Annotated in this window: 14 protein-coding genes; 11 read left to right on the top strand and 3 right to left on the bottom strand. The window is 57.5% G+C overall.

What is annotated here, in order from left to right:
• The first annotated feature begins 17 nt into the window (after positions 1-17).
• From CTZ24_RS00380 to CTZ24_RS00350, 7 genes are all read left to right on the top strand, one after another.
• Entirely contained in the window at positions 18-1,544 is a 1,527-nt protein-coding gene (locus tag CTZ24_RS00380) for an amino acid ABC transporter permease/ATP-binding protein (RefSeq protein ID WP_208724496.1), read from the top strand.
• Complete coding sequence (locus CTZ24_RS00375) at positions 1,531-2,583, top strand: alpha-hydroxy acid oxidase (protein ID WP_208724495.1); 1,053 nt, start codon at positions 1,531-1,533, stop codon at positions 2,581-2,583. Before CTZ24_RS00380 ends, CTZ24_RS00375 begins: the two co-directional genes overlap by 14 nt.
• Entirely contained in the window at positions 2,583-3,509 is a 927-nt protein-coding gene (locus tag CTZ24_RS00370; RefSeq protein ID WP_208724494.1) for an ABC transporter substrate-binding protein, read from the top strand. The genes CTZ24_RS00375 and CTZ24_RS00370 overlap by 1 nt, the downstream gene beginning before the upstream one ends.
• Positions 3,506-4,882: an allantoinase AllB gene (gene allB, locus CTZ24_RS00365; protein ID WP_021183701.1), complete on the top strand. Its 1,377-nt coding sequence runs from the start codon at positions 3,506-3,508 to the stop codon at positions 4,880-4,882. The genes CTZ24_RS00370 and allB overlap by 4 nt, the downstream gene beginning before the upstream one ends.
• 14 nt (positions 4,883-4,896) lie before the next feature.
• Complete coding sequence (locus CTZ24_RS00360) at positions 4,897-5,652, top strand: GntR family transcriptional regulator (protein WP_208724493.1); 756 nt, start codon at positions 4,897-4,899, stop codon at positions 5,650-5,652.
• 34 nt (positions 5,653-5,686) lie between these two features.
• A complete protein-coding gene (locus CTZ24_RS00355; RefSeq protein ID WP_021183699.1) occupies positions 5,687-6,802 on the top strand; it encodes a mandelate racemase/muconate lactonizing enzyme family protein in 1,116 nt (371 codons plus the stop codon).
• Positions 6,803-6,912: 110 nt separating this feature from the next.
• A complete protein-coding gene (locus tag CTZ24_RS00350; RefSeq protein ID WP_208724492.1) occupies positions 6,913-7,908 on the top strand; it encodes an acyltransferase in 996 nt (331 codons plus the stop codon).
• Here the strand turns inward: CTZ24_RS00350 and CTZ24_RS00345 are convergent.
• The 3 genes from CTZ24_RS00345 to xylA form a co-directional block, all read right to left on the bottom strand.
• Positions 7,893-8,825, bottom strand: a complete 933-nt coding sequence (locus tag CTZ24_RS00345; RefSeq protein ID WP_021183697.1) for a GlxA family transcriptional regulator — start codon at positions 8,823-8,825, stop codon at positions 7,893-7,895. The two genes, CTZ24_RS00350 and CTZ24_RS00345, sit on opposite strands and share 16 nt — an antisense overlap.
• 189 nt (positions 8,826-9,014) lie before the next feature.
• A complete protein-coding gene (gene xylB / locus CTZ24_RS00340) occupies positions 9,015-10,457 on the bottom strand; it encodes a xylulokinase (protein ID WP_208724491.1) in 1,443 nt (480 codons plus the stop codon).
• Positions 10,458-10,474: 17 nt separating this feature from the next.
• A complete protein-coding gene (gene xylA / locus CTZ24_RS00335; protein WP_021183695.1) occupies positions 10,475-11,797 on the bottom strand; it encodes a xylose isomerase in 1,323 nt (440 codons plus the stop codon).
• Between the two features lie 366 nt (positions 11,798-12,163).
• Here xylA and xylF point away from each other — a divergent pair, with 366 nt between their 5' ends.
• From xylF to xylR, 4 genes are all read left to right on the top strand, one after another.
• Entirely contained in the window at positions 12,164-13,156 is a 993-nt protein-coding gene (gene xylF / locus CTZ24_RS00330) for a D-xylose ABC transporter substrate-binding protein (RefSeq protein WP_021183694.1), read from the top strand.
• Positions 13,157-13,176: 20 nt separating this feature from the next.
• The gene (locus CTZ24_RS00325) at positions 13,177-14,703 is read left to right on the top strand and encodes a xylose ABC transporter ATP-binding protein (RefSeq protein WP_036625761.1); all 1,527 of its coding nucleotides are present in this window, start codon (positions 13,177-13,179) and stop codon (positions 14,701-14,703) included.
• On the top strand, positions 14,696-15,877 hold the full coding sequence (xylH, locus tag CTZ24_RS00320) for a xylose ABC transporter permease XylH (protein ID WP_208724490.1): 1,182 nt from the start codon (positions 14,696-14,698) through the stop codon (positions 15,875-15,877). The genes CTZ24_RS00325 and xylH overlap by 8 nt, the downstream gene beginning before the upstream one ends.
• Before the next feature lie 93 nt (positions 15,878-15,970).
• Complete coding sequence (gene xylR, locus CTZ24_RS00315; protein WP_021183691.1) at positions 15,971-17,149, top strand: D-xylose utilization transcriptional activator XylR; 1,179 nt, start codon at positions 15,971-15,973, stop codon at positions 17,147-17,149.
• The last annotated feature ends 47 nt before the right edge of the window (positions 17,150-17,196 follow it).

Genomic DNA, 17,196 nt, shown 5'->3' with positions numbered 1-17,196 from the left:
CTGCCGGAGATAGTGTGGTGGATGATTTCTTAAAATATTTAACCCTGCCTTATCTCTGGCAGGGCGCCGTGATCGCAGTTGAACTGCTGGTCGGCGCGTTAGCGGGCGGCATTGTGATTGGTTTTTTCCTGGCACTGGCCAGCACCTCTAAGTATCTGTTTATTCGCTTACCGGTAAAGATTTATATCTATACCCTGCGCGGCACCCCGGTGCTGCTGCAACTGATCCTGCTGTACAACGTGCTGCCGGAATTTGGCTTGCGCTTCAGTCCGTTCACCAGCGCGCTGCTGGCATTGATGATTAACGAAACCGCCTTCTGCGCCGAAATCATTCGTGGCGGCATTATGGCAACCGATCGCGACCAAAGCATGGCGGCGCAGGCGTTTGGTTACTCGCGCACCAAAGAGATGATCCATGTGGTGATCCCGCAGGCATTGCGCGCCATCCTGCCGACGATGGGCAACGAAACCGTTGGCCTGCTGAAATCCACCTCGCTGGCCTCGGTGGTGGGCGTCAATGAACTGACCATGCGCGGCCAGGCGATTGTGTCGCAAAACTTCCTGTTTATCCCGGTGCTGGTCGCTTCCGGCGGTATCTATCTGATCCTCTCCACGCTGCTGGCTGGTGGTCAGTGGTGGATGGAGAAATTCTATAACCTCGACGAACGCGCCCGTCGCGCCCGCGCCCGACTGGCATCGCTGCCGCAGGACGCCGACATCACGCCGATGCACCTGCCGAAACGCCGTTGGGATACGCAAACCGCCGCGCCGGTACTGGAAATCGATAATCTGTGCGTCGAATACGCCGGGAAAACCGTTCTGAACGACCTGTCGCTCACCGTGCGTCGTGGTGAAGTGGTGGTACTGCTGGGCCGTTCTGGTTCCGGTAAAAGTACGCTGCTGAAATCGATTCTGGCGCTGACGCCGCGCCTGAAGGGCACCATTCAGACCGAAGGGCATTTTATGGGCACCGATGCCAACGGTAAGCCGCTGGCGCAGCGTCACCTGCCCGTTAACCGCGCCAAATCAGGCATCGGCATTGTGTTTCAGCACTTCGCCTTGTTCGATCACCTCACCGCGTTGGAAAACGTGATGAGCATTTTGCTGCGCGTCCAGGGTGCGCAGCCGGAAGTGGCACGCGCCAAAGCAATGCGCGCACTGAAAATGGTCGGCCTTGGTGATTTTGCGGCTTCGCTACCGCATGAATTGTCCGGCGGGCAGAAGCAACGTGTCGGCATTGCCCGCGCCCTCGCCGCCGAACCACAAATCTTGCTGTTTGATGAACCGACCTCGGCGCTCGATCCCGAACTGGTGCGAGAAGTGAACCAGACCATGCGCAGCCTGGCGCAAACCGGTATCACCATGATCATCAGCACCCACGATATTGCTTTTGCCGCTGGCGTCGCTGATCGCGTGGTGTTTCTGCAAAACGGCGCGCTGATTGAAGAAGGGCCACCAGCGATCCTGAAAAACCCGACCACGCCAGCCTTTGCCACTTTCCTTGAACACGAAAACGCCACGGAGGCGCAGCATGCTAACGCCTGAATTACCGTTTGAACGCGCGGCGCGCGAGCGCCTCGGCGAACCGTTGTTTCGCTATATGCAGGGGCTACCGGCGGATGCCTTTGGCGACGAAAATGATGCCAACCATCTGGCGTTGCGCCGTTTTCGCCTGCTGCCGCGCGTGTTGCAGGGCAACGAAAGCATCGACACGCACATCACCCTGATGAACCAGACATGGGCTGCTCCCATTGGGGTTGGAGCCTTTGCCGGGGACCGTATTTTCCATGAAGAAGGTTTGCTGCCGATTGCCCGCGCCTGCAAACGTCTGCAACTGCCGCTGGTGATCTCCGAAGAGACGGTGACGCCGCTGGCGCAGATTGGTGCGGAGTATGACCGCTGCTGGCTGCAACTGCGCGCAGCAGGTGAGGTCGCGCGGATCAAAGCGTTGATTGACCAAGCGGCAGAAAGCCACTTTAAAGCAATCGTGCTGACGGTGCTGGCACCGGTCCATCCGGTCGCTGGCCTACAACCGGGTGGGTTCTCGGTCGGCGATGCATTGAAACAACGCGGCTGGCACACCATCGGCGGCACGCAACCCGGAGTGGAACCCCTGCCGGCGTTTCCGGTATGGCGTTGGCAACAGATTGATGAAGTGGCAACGCACTGCGCCGATCGCGGTCTGCCGCTGCTGCTGAAAGGCGTGTTGCATCATGATGATGCCGCCCCGGCAGCGGCGCACGGCGTGAGTGGCCTGATCGCCTCCAACATCGGCCTGCGCCAGAGCGCGCGCTGGGTGACACCGGTCGATCAGTTACCCGATTTGCAGGCGGTGACGCGCCTGCCACTGCTGCTGGATGGCGGTATCCGCAGCGGCAGCGATGCCGTGGTCGCACGCTGCCTCGGTGCAACCTTATCACTGAGCGTGCGCCCGGTTATCACCGCGCTGGTCACTGGCGGAGAGACAGCGGTGTTTGACCTGCTTTCCGGCTGGATCAACGCCATCAGCGCCATCAGCCACTGGTGCGGGGTCAGCGACATGGGCGCGCTCAACGGCAGTTTTGTCACGGAGGCGCGTGACTGATGCATCACTTAATTTTCAATCAGGGCGATGCCAGCGAATCACGGATTTATTACTGCGCCCACTATCTGGCAGAAAGTCTCGGCCTGTATGCCGCGCAGCGGCTGAAAGTCTCCTTCACCACCAGCGAATCCGGTGGACATACCATTCAGGGCGGCCAGGTGCCTGCGGTGCTGAGTCGTGAGGCTGATTTAACCCTCGGCGGCCCGATGGTGGTGATGAAGCATTACCAGCAGCACGGTGCCGAGTTGCAGTGCTTCTGCGCCTCGGTCGCCGCCAACCCGTGGTTTCTCGCGGCGGCCCGACCCCAGCCCGATTTTCAACTGCGCGATTTACGTGGCAAGCGGGTGCTGGATGTGGGTAACGTCGGCACCGCCAGCCTGACCTTTCGCTGGCTGCTGGCCCAACATGGCCTGCTGGAGGATGTCAGCATCCTGCCCGGCAGCGGCAATGCCGAAGATGACTTTGCGACCGTGGCAACGGGCGAGGTGGATTACGCGTTGCACGCCATGCATGCGCTCGCGCCTGCCATCACCCGTGGACAACTGGCGAGCGTGATCAGCCTGGCGGGCCTGTGCGGCAGGGTGCCGTGGAGCGCCTATATCGCCCGCAGCGATGTACTGCACGAGAAAGCAGAAGCCTTTGCCGCCTTTGCTACGGCAACACAGCAGGCGCTGGCGTGGATCGCGCAGCATGACGCCACTCGCCTCGCTGAGCGGGTGAAACCCTGGTATCCCGATTATCGGTTTGCTGCGCTGGTCAGCGGGCTGGCGGCCTATCAGCAAGCACAGGTGTTTGCGCCGGATAGCCGCATCCCGCGCGCCGAATTTGACCACTTCAGCCAGTTACTCGGCGCTATCGGCTGGCTCGATCCTTCTCAGCCCGTACCTTATGACGCGCTGGTGACCCAGGCAGGAGCAGAATCATGAAACAGTTAATTATCAACGGCCTGGTCGTGACAGAAAGCGGTGCCGCACCGGCAGACCTGTTAATCGAAGCGGGAAAAATCAGTGGCATTCTGACGCCAGGTGCTTACGACGGCACGGTGGATAACCTGATTGATGCCAGCGGTCTGATCGTGCTGCCGGGAGCGATTGACGTACACACCCACTTCACTGGCTCGCATGATTTCCCCGAACAGGAGCTGCGCGAAGGCACACGCGGCGCGGCGGCGCATGGCGTGACCACTATCGTCGAAATGCCCCACTCGTTACCGCCCGCCACGTCGCTCGCCAGCTTTACCGCCAAACGCAGTTGGCTGGCTGAGAATTGCTCGGTGGATTACGCCATGTGGGCCGGGCTGGATGGTCGCAACGTCCACGAACTGGCCGCGCTGGATCAGGCGGGCGCACTGGCATTCAAAGCCTTTCTCTGTAGCGGCGCGCCGAATGGTGATGCCACGGATGCGAAAGGGTTACCGCGCCTTGACGATGACGGCCTGCTGCGCGCCATGCGTGAACTGGCGACCTTCGACGGTTTGATCGGCGTGCATGCCGAGAACCACGACATTCTGATTGGCGCAGGTAGCGAACTACGCCGCGCCGGGCGTAAAGATATCCGCGCCCATGCGCTGGCCGGGCCAGAAATTGCCGAGATTGAAGCGGTAGGACGCGTGCTGGCGATTGCCGCAGAAACCGGCGCGCGCTGCCATATCGTCCATGTCAGCTCGGCACGCGCCGCCGAAACCATCATCGCCGCCAAAGAGACCGTGCGCGCCAGCTTCGAAACCTGCCCGCACTACCTGATTCTTGATGAGGAAGATCTGGTGCGCATCGGTCCCAATGCCCGCTGCGGCCCGCCGATTCGTCCACGTCCGGTCGTCGATGCGCTGTGGCAGGTGCTGCTGCGGGGCGATATCGACATGATCGCTTCCGACCATTGCCCCTACACGCCGGAGCAGAAGCTGGCCGGTGAATTCAGCATCTGGGATGCCGGTATGGGCCTGACCGGGGTGGAAACCCTCAGCCCGATGTTCTTCAGCGCGGCGCATATCGACCGTGGCCTGCCGCTGACCGAATTTGCCCGCATGACCGCCAGCGGTCCGGCCAAAGCCTTCCGACTGTGGGGCAAAAAAGGGGCCATCGCGCCGGGCTTTGATGCCGATCTGGTGTTTTACGACGCCAGCCAGAGCTGGACGGTGAGCGGGGAAAATTTCCAGGGGCTGGGCAAATGGAGCGCATTTGAAGGCATGCGCTGTCAGGGTAAAGTGGTGCGCACGCTCATTCGTGGCGTCACCGTTTACCAGGATTCCCAGATACAGGTTGAACCTGGCTTTGGTCAGTTCGTGACCCGTCAGGCATAAACAGGATGATTACCATGGCAGGAAAGTCGACCCGTAATAAAAACAGCGCCCCACTGGCACTGGAAGAACAGACCGAAAACAGCTGGAACGCGGCGCGCCCGCGTACCCTGGTCGATCATGCAGTAGATGCCATTCTTAGCGCCGCCTCCCGAGGCCTGATTCTGCCCGGGGACCGCATTGCCGAGCCGGACCTGGTGGCGAAACTTGGCATGAGCCGCGTCCCTATCCGCGAGGCGCTGCGCATTCTCGAAAGTCAGGGCATCGTGACCAGCGAACCGTACAAAGGTATTCGCCTGATGGAGATCTCCCATCAACGGCTGGAGCAGATTATCGATGTGCGAATTCCACTGGAAACGCTGGCCTGCCGCCGGGCGATTGAAGCCGGGCGCAACAGCGCCGCGCAGCTCACCCAGTTGTACCAGGGCGTCGCCGCTATGCAGATGATGATGCAACACGAGGATGTGTATGGCTTTGCCTCAGCGGATACCGATTTCCATCGCACGCTGTGCAGCTTTGCCCAGAACCCGGTGTTGAGCAATTTGTGGGAGTCGATTGCGCGCCAGCTTACGGTGATTTTCGGCCTCTCCACCATGGGCAAATCGATGAGCGACATTATCGAAGAGCATCAGCGGCTGATTAACGTGTTCGCGGAAGGCGATATCGCCAAAATGACCGACGAGATTGAAAACCATATCCGCATTCAGGCTCTGGATGTGGACTACGAAACCATTATTTCGCAGCGCCGACAGCAACGTTCCAGCGCCGGTTGACGCCTTTTTTTGCTTTTACACCAGGATAACCACGATGAAGATTACCAACGTCGAGGCGTTTTACCTGCGCCTCCCGGTCATTGAACAGCGCACCGACAGTTCACAGGATGCGTTGTTGATTAAAATCACCACCGATGCCGGGATTACCGGCTGGGGCGAGGTGGATGGCAGCCCCTATGTCACCAAAGCCATCATCGAAGCCCCCTATTCCCACACCATGGTCACCGGCCTGAAATCGCTGCTGATCGGTGAAAACCCGCTGGAAACCGGACGGTTGTGGAAAAAAATGCATCGCGCCACCATCTACTATGGCCGCAGCGGTGCCGTGTTGCAGGCGATGGCGGGCATTGATATCGCGTTGTGGGATATCAAAGGTAAAGCGTTGGGTAAACCGATTGTCGAGCTGCTGGGCGGCGCGCTGCGCGACAAAATGCGCGTCTACTCCTCGAATATGTTCCAGTTCAGCGTGGCCGACACCGTGGCGCGAGCGAAGCACGCTATCGATACCGGCCATACCGGGGTGAAATTTGGCTGGGAGCCGTTTGGCACCGATGAAGCGCTGGATTTACGCTATCTGGAAGCGCTGCGCCGCGAGATGGGCGACAGCGTGGATCTGATGCTGGACGTCGGCCATGTATGGGATGCCAAAACCACCATCCGTCGTGGTCAGCGTTATGAGCATCTGAACCTGTTCTGGATTGAAGAACCGCTGCACCCGGACAACTACGCCGGTTACGGCCAGGTCTCGACAGCCTGCCAGCAGCACATTGCGGCAGGCGAACAGGAGTGTTCAGTGGTGGGCTTCCAGCGCCTGATCGACGAAGGCGGTATCGATATTGTGCAGATTGACCTGACGCGCACCGGCTTTACCCAGGCGATGGAAATTGCCAGCTATGCGCACAGTCGCGGTCGTAAGGTGTGCAATCACAACTTCACCACCGATATCAACACCGCCGCCTCGCTGCATTTCCTGTGCGCGATTGAGAATGCGCTGGTGATGGAATATTGCGTCGAGCCGGGTGAGATCAGCCGTTCGTTGGCGAAAAATCCGGTGCGCATCGCTGATGGCTACGCCTGGTTGCCTTCAGAACCCGGCCTGGGCGTGGAGCCGAACGAAGCAGTGATCGAAAAATTCCTCGTGCGTGATTAACCGTCAACGCGCCAGCAGCCAGATGGCTCTGAATTTCAGGCCAAAAGGTTGTTGGCGCGCCGGTCGCTGACTACCCTTCTCCACCAGGACGCTCTGCGCACGGGGAAGCTATGTCGCAAAAAATTTACTGGATCGACAACTTACGCGCCATCGCCTGCCTGATGGTGATCGTCATTCATACCACCACCTGGTACATCACCGGGCCGCTGGCGGTAACCGGCATCAGTTGGGACGTCGCCAACCTGCTCAATTCCGTTTCGCGCGTCTGCGTGCCGCTGTTCTTTATGATCTCAGGCTATCTGTTCTTTGGTGAGCGCAGCGCACAAGGCCGGCATTTGCTGCGAATCGTGTTGTGCCTGCTGTTCTACAGCGCGGTGGCGCTGGCGTATATCACCTGGCTGACGCCGATCAGCGAAGGGCGGTCGCTGCTGAAATTGTTGCAGAAGCCGGTGTTTTATCACCTGTGGTTTTTCTTTGCGATTATCGGTATTTACTTGCTGTCACCGTTGATTCAGGTAAAAAATGTGCCACCACGCTATGTCGCGCTACTGGTGGTGGTACTGGTGGTGCTCGCCAATCCCAATACCATCAACCAGTCGGTTGGCTCGTTCCATTGGTTGCCGGTCAATTTGTATGTCAGCGGCGACACTATTTATTACCTGTTATACGCGCTGTTGGGACGGGCGATTGGCTGTATGGACACAGAAAAACGCGGCATAACCGGGCTGGCGGCGCTGGCGTTTATTGCCTGTGTGGCGGGGATTGCGCTCGGCACCAAACAGATGCTGCGCATAAACGGAGCCTTCAATGATACCTGGTATCTCTACTGCGGGCCGCTGGTGTTTATTGCCGCCATCAGCGTGCTGATCTTGAGCAAAAATGTCCTCAATCGCCGTAGTTTGCCAATTTTAGCCACCATAGCGCGTTATTCCCTGCCCATTTACGGCTTTCACGCGCTGTTTATCCATTTCCTGCGCACCAATCATTACGACGACATGGCACAACCGTGGATTGATCTTCCCTGGGTGTTTGGCGTAACGCTAATCGGCAGCTTGTTACTGGCGATGTTGCTTAAACGGGTAGATAAACATCATCTGGTGAGTTGATCGTCCCAGCGCTCCCTGGCACGACGCAACTGTCGTGCAGAAGAGAAACCGGCCGCCAGCGCGGCTTTTTCCGCAGCTTCGCCCTGTTGCTGGCGTTGCCGGGCAATCACCAGCCGCAATTGCTCGTGATATTCGCGCACGCTGATGCCGAGATGCTGGCGGAACAGACGCGTCAGATGCCGCTCGCTGACGTGGGCACGCTCGGCCAGTGCCGGTAATGACCAGTCATGTTCAGGATGGGCAATCATCACATCCTGCGCGCGATGAATCGCCGGGTGCAGGTGATTACGGTAGCGCAGCCACGGCGAGAGTTGCGGATCATCACCGGAACGGCGGAACCACACCACCATCTCGCGTGCCACCGCCAGCGCCTGACGCGCTCCGCATAGCCGGTTAATCAGATGCAGCGCGAGATCAATACCCGCGGTGATCCCGGCGCTGGTCCAGATGCCGCCATCTTCAATAAATACGCGATTCTCTTTTACCCGCGCCGCCGGGGCCGCCGCCTGCAAACGCGGCAGCACTTCATGATGGGTGGTGCACAGCACACCATCCAGCAATCCCGCCTGTGCCGCCAGCAATGAACCGGAGCAGACACAGACCAGGGTGATGCGCTGGGCTTCAATATCCGCCCGTTGCTGCCGCAGCCAGTCACGCGCCAGCGTCGCCGCCGGGGTGTCATAGCAGGTACGCGAATCATGCACACCGGGCACCACCAACAGGCTGTTAGCCGGTAACCGTTCGGGCAGTGGCGCGATATTGCTGATGGTCATGTGGGTGGAGCCGAGCACGCTGGCTTCCGGGCCGATGTAATGCAGCGAGAAGTGACCGCCAGCCAACTGGAAGGTTTCGGCCGGGCCGGTGAGATCAAGCACCATAACGCCGGGTAACGTCAGGAAAAATACGGGTTGCGGCATGGGTATACTCCGGTTGGTTCCGTTTACGTCCCGCATTAAACCCGTAGCGGCGCGATTTATCGCGCATATTTTCGAGCCGGGATACCCGCTGCCAAAAACTTGCGCGATAAATCGCGCCGCTACGTCAGTGCTCATCTTACCTGACTTTATGGCCAGACCCATGCCAATTCCGGCCATCATGCTGACGTATCAGGACATCAACGACTTCAGTTGCTGATAGAGCCGGGCGAATACCTCACGTTGTGGTTGATAAGCCTGATGGCGAGCCGTATCCGGCTGATGGCGTTGCGCCAGTTCCGGTGTGGGCAGTTCGCTGTTGGCATCGACGGCCAACTGCGCCAGGCGTGCCGCCCCCAGTGCCGGGCCGACTTCACCACCATGACAATAATCCAGCGTCAACCCACTGATATCCGATAACATTTGTCGCCAGTAAGCGCTACGTGCGCCACCGCCAATCAACATCACCGTCTTTGGCTGGACGCCACATTCGTGTACCGCATCCATGCCCTCCGCCAGGGCAAATCCCACCCCTTCCAACACCGCTCGCGCCAGTTCCGGCCGGCCATGCTGATGCGTCAGGCCAAAAAATGCCCCCTGCGCCTGTGGATTGTTGTGCGGCGTGCGCTCACCCGAGAGATAAGGCAAAAACCAGACCGGTGAGACATCGCTGCTCGCCCGTTCAGCTTCAGCCAAAAGCTGTGGTACATCTTCGCAGCCGGTGAGTTTGGCCGCCCAGTCCAGACAGGAGGCCGCACTGAGGATCACCGACATCAGATGCCAGCGCTGTGGCAACGCATGGCAAAAACTGTGTACCGCGCGCTGTGGGTTGCTGAGATAACCATCACTCACGAGGAAGTAGACGCCGGAGGTACCGAGCGACAGCATCCCCTGCCCCGGCTCGACCATGCCAACACCCACCGCCCCGGCGGCATTATCACCACCGCCCGCCACCAGTGGCACTGGCTGCATCCCCCAACGGCTGGCGATGTCAGGTCGGAGCGTACCGGTTACCTGATTGCCCTCGAACAGCGTTGGCATCTGGCTACGATGCAGGCCACAGGCATGAAGCAATTTATCGCTCCAGTCACGCTGGGCCACATCCAGCCACATCGTCCCCGCCGCATCCGACATATCCGTGGCGAAGTCGCCGCTTAAGCGCCAACGCAGATAATCCTTTGGTAGCAAGACCTTAGCGACGCGGTTGAAAATTTCCGGCTCGTGCTGCTGCACCCATAACAGCTTGGGTGCCGTGAAGCCGGGCATCATCAGGTTACCGGTGATGGTGCGTGAATCCGGCACCTGCTGCTCCAGTTGGCGGCACTGCTCACTGCTGCGTCCGTCGTTCCACAGGATCGCCGGACGTAGCACCTGTTGCTGCGCATCTAACAGCGTCGCACCATGCATCTGGCCGCTCAGACCCATCGCCTGCACATGACCAAGGTCATGTCGCTGCGCCAGCGCCTGCATTGCCTTATCGGTTGCCAGCCACCAGCTTTCGGGATCCTGCTCGCTCCATAAAGGATGCGGGCGCGACACCTGCAACGGCGCGCTTTCCACGGCAAGCACCTGCCCTTGCGTATCCAGCAACGCGACCTTAACGCCCGAGGTGCCCAAATCGATCCCGATAACCATGCTGTTCTCCTGAAAGGTTAAAAATCAAAAAGGTAATGATTGACCAGGTTTTCCAGTTGTTCCTGACGTCCACTGCGGTGCTGCGGATTAAATTGCTGTTGCTGGGCATGCTGAGCAAGCGACGCCAGGGAGAATTCCCCTTTCAGGATCTGCTGACCAAACTCACCGTTCCAGCCGCTGTAGCGCTGCGCCACGCGTTTATCCAACTCGCCATCAGCCACCATCCGCGCCGCGACTTTCAGTGCCAGCGCCATAGTATCCATCGCGCCAATGTGACCGTAAAACAGGTCATATTTATCGGTGCTCTGACGCCGCACTTTGGCATCAAAGTTTAAGCCGCCGGTGGTGAATCCGCCCGCTTTGATGATCTCGTAAAGTACCAGCGCATTTTCTTCGACGCTGTTCGGGAACTGGTCGGTATCCCAGCCACACTGGATATCGCCACGGTTGGCATCCACCGAACCAAAAATCCCCAAGGCAATCGCGGTGGCAATTTCATGGTGGAACGAGTGACCGGCCAGCGTGGCGTGGTTGGCTTCCACGTTGACTTTGATCTCTTTCTCCAGGCCAAACTGTTTCAGGAAGCCATATACCGTTGCCACATCATAATCATATTGATGTTTGGTCGGCTCCTGCGGTTTTGGCTCAATCAGCAGCATGCCCTGGAAGCCGATTTTGTGTTTATGCTCGACCACCATCTGCATAAAGCGGCCAATTTGCTCACGCTCCTGGCGCAGGTCGGTATTCAGCAGGGTTTCATAACCTTCACGGCCACCCCACAACACGTAGTTTTCACCGCCGAGCGTTTGTGTTGCCTGCATGGCACTGCACACCTGGCTGGCGGCCCAGGCAAAAATTTCCGGATCAGGACTGGTGGCGGCACCCGCGCCATAGCGGGGATGGGTAAAACAGTTGGCAGTGCCCCACAGCAGTTTCACCCCGGTTTCCTGCTGTTTTGCCAGCAGTTTATCGGTCATTACCGCAAAGTTATCACGGTAGGTCTTCAGCGAGTCGCCTTCCGGTGAAACATCAACATCGTGGAAGCAGTAGTAAGGTACGTTCAACTTATGGAAGAACTCAAAAGCCACATCCGCCTTCAGCAACGCCCGCTCAAGCGCATCACCATTCTTCTGCCAGGGGCGATCAAAAGCGCCGACACCAAACATATCCGCACCGTTCCAGCAGAAGGTATGCCAGTAGCAGGCGGCAAAACGCAGATGCTCAGCCATAGTTTTACCGAGAATCACTTCATCAGGATTGTAGTGACGGAACGCCAGAGGATTATGGGTGTTGGTCCCTTCATAACGAACGCGATCAAGCTGGTCGAAATAGGCGTGCATGTTTTGCTCCTTAGCATGAGGACCCGAATGGTCAGCTGTGAGCCATTATTGTGGTGATGCGTTCTGCCGCTTCTCAATTACGATATTTCACACTTAACTTAAGATAATTATTATTTGTGCGTTAGCTCGCAAAACAATGTCGTTATTTCATTGCAATCCAACCCGCAATCCCGCTGCAATTCATTTTTCCGAAAACCGCCAAATATCGATCGCGCTCAAAAAATCACAAATAAACCAAAAAACGTAATGGCCGGATAAAAATCAGTAATTGATGTTGCCGGAAACTCAGGTCAACAATTCAACCGCCCTGTTCATAGCCTTATACCCTAAACAACGACAATAGCCTCCACCTACAGGATGAACACCATGAACATGAAGAAAACGCTGTTAGCCGTCTGCGCGGCCCTGGCACTTGTCAGCCACGCTGGCGCGGCAAAAGAAGTGAAAATCGGTTTGTCGATGGATGATTTACGCCTGGAGCGCTGGCAGAAAGACCGCGATATCTTTGTAAAACAAGCGGAATCTCAGGGTGCCCAGGTGTTTGTACAATCCGCCAACGGCAACGAAGAAACGCAAATGTCGCAAATTGAAAATATGATTAACCGCGGCGTGGATGTATTGGTGATCATCCCCTATAACGGCCAGGTATTAAGTAACGTGGTGGCCGAAGCGAAGCGTGAAGGCATTAAAGTTCTGGCCTATGACCGTATGATTAATAACGCCGACATTGATTTTTATATCTCTTTTGATAATGAAAAAGTGGGTGAACTTCAGGCCGAAAGTATTGTGCAGCAGGTACCAAAAGGAAATTATTTCCTGATGGGTGGCTCGCCGGTGGATAATAACGCACGTCTGTTCCGCGCCGGTCAAATGAAAGTCTTAAAACCTTACATTGATAATGGCAGCATCAAAGTCGTGGGCGATCAGTGGGTTGATGCCTGGTTACCGGAAAATGCGCTGAAAATTATGGAAAACGCCTTAACCGCAAACGGCAACCATATTGATGCCGTGGTGGCTTCCAATGATGCCACCGCCGGTGGGGCGATTCAGGCACTGAGCGCGCAGGGGCTGGCGGGCAAAGTGGCGATTTCCGGCCAGGATGCCGATCTTGCCGCCATCAAACGCATCGAAAATGGCACGCAGACCATGACGGTGTACAAACCCATCACGCAACTGGCGACCGAAGCGGCAAAAATCGCCGTGGAACTCGGTGACGGTCAGACACCTGCCAGCAACGGCAAACTTAACAATGGCTTAAAAGATGTGCCGTCCCGTCTGCTGACACCGATCCAGGTTAATAAAGGCAATATCGAAAGCACCGTGATTAAAGACGGCTTCCACAAGCAGAGCGAACTCTAAGCGCAGACCGCGAAGGAGAGATGTCGATGTTGCTGGAAATGAACCATATCACTAAGCGCTTCGGCGCGGTGAAAGCGGTGGATGACGTCAGCCTGCGGCTGGATGCGGGCGAAGTCATGTCGCTGTGCGGCGAAAACGGTTCGGGAAAATCGACACTGATGAAGATCCTGTGCGGGTTATACCCGCACGGTGACTTCGACGGCAGTATCCATTTTGCCGGTGACGAAATTCAGGCGCAGACCATCCGCGATACCGAGCGCAAAGGGATTGTGATTATCCATCAGGAGCTGGCGCTGGTACGGCAACTGACGGTGATGGAGAACATTTTCCTCGGTGCCGAACTGGGGCGCTACGGCATGGTGGATGACGAAACCATGACGCTACGTTGCCAACAATTACTGGAACGGGTCAAACTCAATGTGTCGCCAGACACGCGAGTGGGCGATCTCGGCCTCGGTCAGCAGCAACTGGTAGAAATCGCGCGCGCGTTGAATAAACAGGTACGTCTGCTGATTCTGGATGAACCCACTTCGTCGCTGACCGAGCAGGAAACCGAAGTGCTACTCAGCATTATCAAAAACCTGCGCGAACACGGCATCGCCTGCATCTACATCTCGCACAAACTCAACGAGGTGAAAGCGATTTCCGACACCATCTGCGTGATCCGCGACGGCCAGCACATCGCCACGCGCGATGCTGCCGGGCTGAGCGAGGATGACATCATCACCATGATGGTGGGCCGCGAGCTCACCGCGCTCTATCCACATACGCCACATGAAATCGGCGAGACGATACTGCAAGTCGATAACCTCACCGCCTGGCATCCCGTTAACCGCCATATCCGCCGCGTCAACAATGTTTCCTTCAGCCTGAAACGCGGCGAGATTCTTGGCATCGCAGGCCTGGTGGGTGCTGGCCGAACCGAAACGGTGCAATGCCTGTTTGGTGTCTGGCCGGGGCGCTGGCAGGGCGACATTACGATCAACGGCAGCAAGGTGCAGATTCACGACTGCCGCGACGCCATTGGGCATGGCATTGCAATGGTGCCGGAAGATCGCAAAAAAGATGGCATCGTGCCGCTGATGGGGGTGGGCAAAAACATCACCCTGGCGGCGCTGGATCAGTTCAGTCAGCGCCTCTCCACGCTGGATGAGGCACGAGAACAGCATGCGATTAACGACGCCATTGCCCGGTTGCGGGTCAAAACGTCCTCGTCAGAACTCCCTATTGGTCGCCTGAGCGGTGGCAATCAGCAGAAGGCGATCCTCGCCAAATGCCTGCTGCTTAACCCACAAATTTTGATTCTCGATGAGCCAACGCGCGGCATCGATGTCGGCGCGCGTCAGGAGATCTATCTGCTGATCAATGCGCTGGTACAGCAAGGGATTGCGGTGATTGTCATTTCGTCCGAGCTGCCCGAAGTACTGGGCCTGAGCGATCGGGTTTTGGTGATGCATGAAGGGCAAATCAAAGCCGATCTGATTAACGATAACCTGACTCAGGAGCAGGTGATGGAAGCCGCCCTGCGGAGTGAACACTATGCTTAAGACCGAAAGTACACAACGCGGCCTGACGACGCCGGGTAAAGCGGGCGCGGGTAAATTTCCGCTCCCCAATTTGCAGGTATTGGTGATGCTCGGGGCAATTGTGTTGATTGCCCTGTTCTTCACCTGGACCACCGACGGGGCCTGGCTTAGCCCGCGTAACGTCTCCAACCTGCTGCGCCAGACCGCCATCACCGGCATCCTCGCGGTTGGCATGGTGTTTGTCATTATTTCGGCAGAGATCGATCTCTCCGTCGGCTCCATGATGGGCCTGCTCGGTGGTGCGGCGGCGATTTTTGACGTCTGGCTCGGCTGGCCGCTGCCCTTAACCATTGTGGTCACGCTGGTGATGGGATTGCTGCTCGGCACCTGGAATGGGTGGTGGGTAGCCTACCGCAAAGTGCCCTCGTTTATCGTCACGCTGGCGGGCATGCTGGCCTTTCGCGGCATTCTGGTCGGTATCACCGATGGCACCACCGTCGCACCAACCAGCCCGGCGATGTCGCAGATTGGCCAAAGCTATCTGCCTGGCGGGGTCGGGTTTGGTTTCGGTTTTGCCGGTCTGGCGCTGTTTATTGTCTGGCAATGGCGCTTACGCCTGCGTCGTCAGCAGCTTGGTTTATCGCAACCCGCAGCGGGTGGTGCGGTCGCGCGTCAGGCAATCACCGCTATTCTGGTGTTGGGCGCCATCTGGCTGTTGAACGACTATCGTGGCGTGCCAACGCCGGTACTGCTGCTGGCGCTGCTGTTGTTGGGCGGGATGTTTATGGCAACGCGTACCGCCTTTGGTCGCCGTATCTACGCGATTGGCGGCAACCTGGATGCAGCACGGCTCTCCGGCATCAACGTCGCACGCACCAAGCTGGCGGTGTTTGCCATCAATGGTGTGATGGTGGCGATTGCGGGTTTAATCCTCAGCTCACGATTGGGTGCGGGTTCACCTTCGGCGGGTAACATTGCTGAACTGGATGCCATTGCCGCTTGCGTTATCGGCGGCACCAGCCTGGCAGGCGGTGTCGGTTCTGTCGCTGGCGCGGTGATGGGCGCGTTTATTATGGCTTCGCTGGATAACGGCATGAGCATGATGGATGTTCCCACCTTCTGGCAGTACATCGTCAAAGGGGCGATTCTGCTGCTGGCGGTGTGGATGGATACCGCCACCCGGCGTCGGGTGTAATCGCGTGGGCGATCACAATGTGGCGCAAATTCTTTCTGCTCCTCAGCCAGCCGTGCTATGCAATGCGCTGGGGGTTTAAGGGAGCGCGCCACTATGCATGAGAAACGATTTCGCATTACGTTACTTTTCAACGCCAATAAGGTGTATGACCGCCAGGTGGTCGAAGGCGTTGGCGAATATTTACAGGCGTCGCAAACTGACTGGGATATCTTCATCGAGGAGGATTTCCGTTGTCGTATCGACAATATTCGCGAATGGCTGGGTGATGGCGTGATCGCCGATTACGATGACAGTTCAATCGAAAAATTACTGGCGAATGTGCCGGTGCCCATTGTTGGGGTGGGCGGTTCCTACCACCAACAACAGGACTACCCGCCGGTGCATTACATCGCCACCGATAACGCCGCGCTGGTTGAGAGCGCCTTTTTACATCTGAAAGAGAAAGGGATAAACCGCTTCGCCTTCTATGGCCTGCCGGCTTCCAGCGGCAAACGCTGGGCGCAGGAGCGAGAGCATGCCTTCCGCCAGTTGGTGGCACGCGAGCGCTATCAGGGAGTGGTTTATCAGGGCATGGAAACCGCGCCGGAAAACTGGCAGCACGCGCAAAACCGCCTGGCTGACTGGCTGCAAACGCTACCGCAGCAAACCGGCATCATTGCCGTCACCGATGCCCGCGCTCGCCATCTGTTGCAGGCTTGCGAGTATTTGAAAATCCCGGTGCCGGAAAAACTCACCGTTATTGGCATCGACAACGAAGAATTGACGCGTTATCTGTCTCGCGTGGCGCTCTCGTCAGTGGCCCAGGGGACGCGTCAGATGGGATATCAGGCTGCCAAGCTGCTGCATCGGTTACTGGATAAACAGTCCCTGCCGCTGCAACGTATTCTGGTACCTCCGGTAAAAGTGATCGCCCGCCGCTCCACGGATTTCCGCTCACTGCGTGACCCGGCGGTGATTCAGGCGATGCATTACATCCGCTTTAACGCCTGCAAAGGCATCAAGGTCGAACAGGTACTGGACGCCATCGGCATCTCCCGTTCCAATCTGGAAAAACGCTTCCGCGATGAAACCGGCGATACCATTCATGCGATGATCCATCGCGAAAAACTGGAGAAAGCGCGTGAGTTGCTGGCCAGTTCTTCGTTAAGTATCAATGAGATCTCTCAGATGTGCGGCTACCCTTCATTACAATATTTCTATTCGGTCTTTAAGAAGAGTTACGCCACCACCCCGAAGGAGTATCGGCAACATTACGGCGAAAACGTGCTGTGACGCACGAGTGAGATCAACAACTTCACACCGTTTGCCGCTATAATTCT

The sequence above is a fragment of the Pantoea phytobeneficialis genome (genome assembly GCF_009728735.1).
GTDB classification, from domain to species: Bacteria; Pseudomonadota; Gammaproteobacteria; order Enterobacterales; family Enterobacteriaceae; genus Pantoea; species Pantoea phytobeneficialis.
Note: the sequence above shows the minus strand (reverse complement) of the source record. Positions and strands in the feature narration are given on the sequence as shown.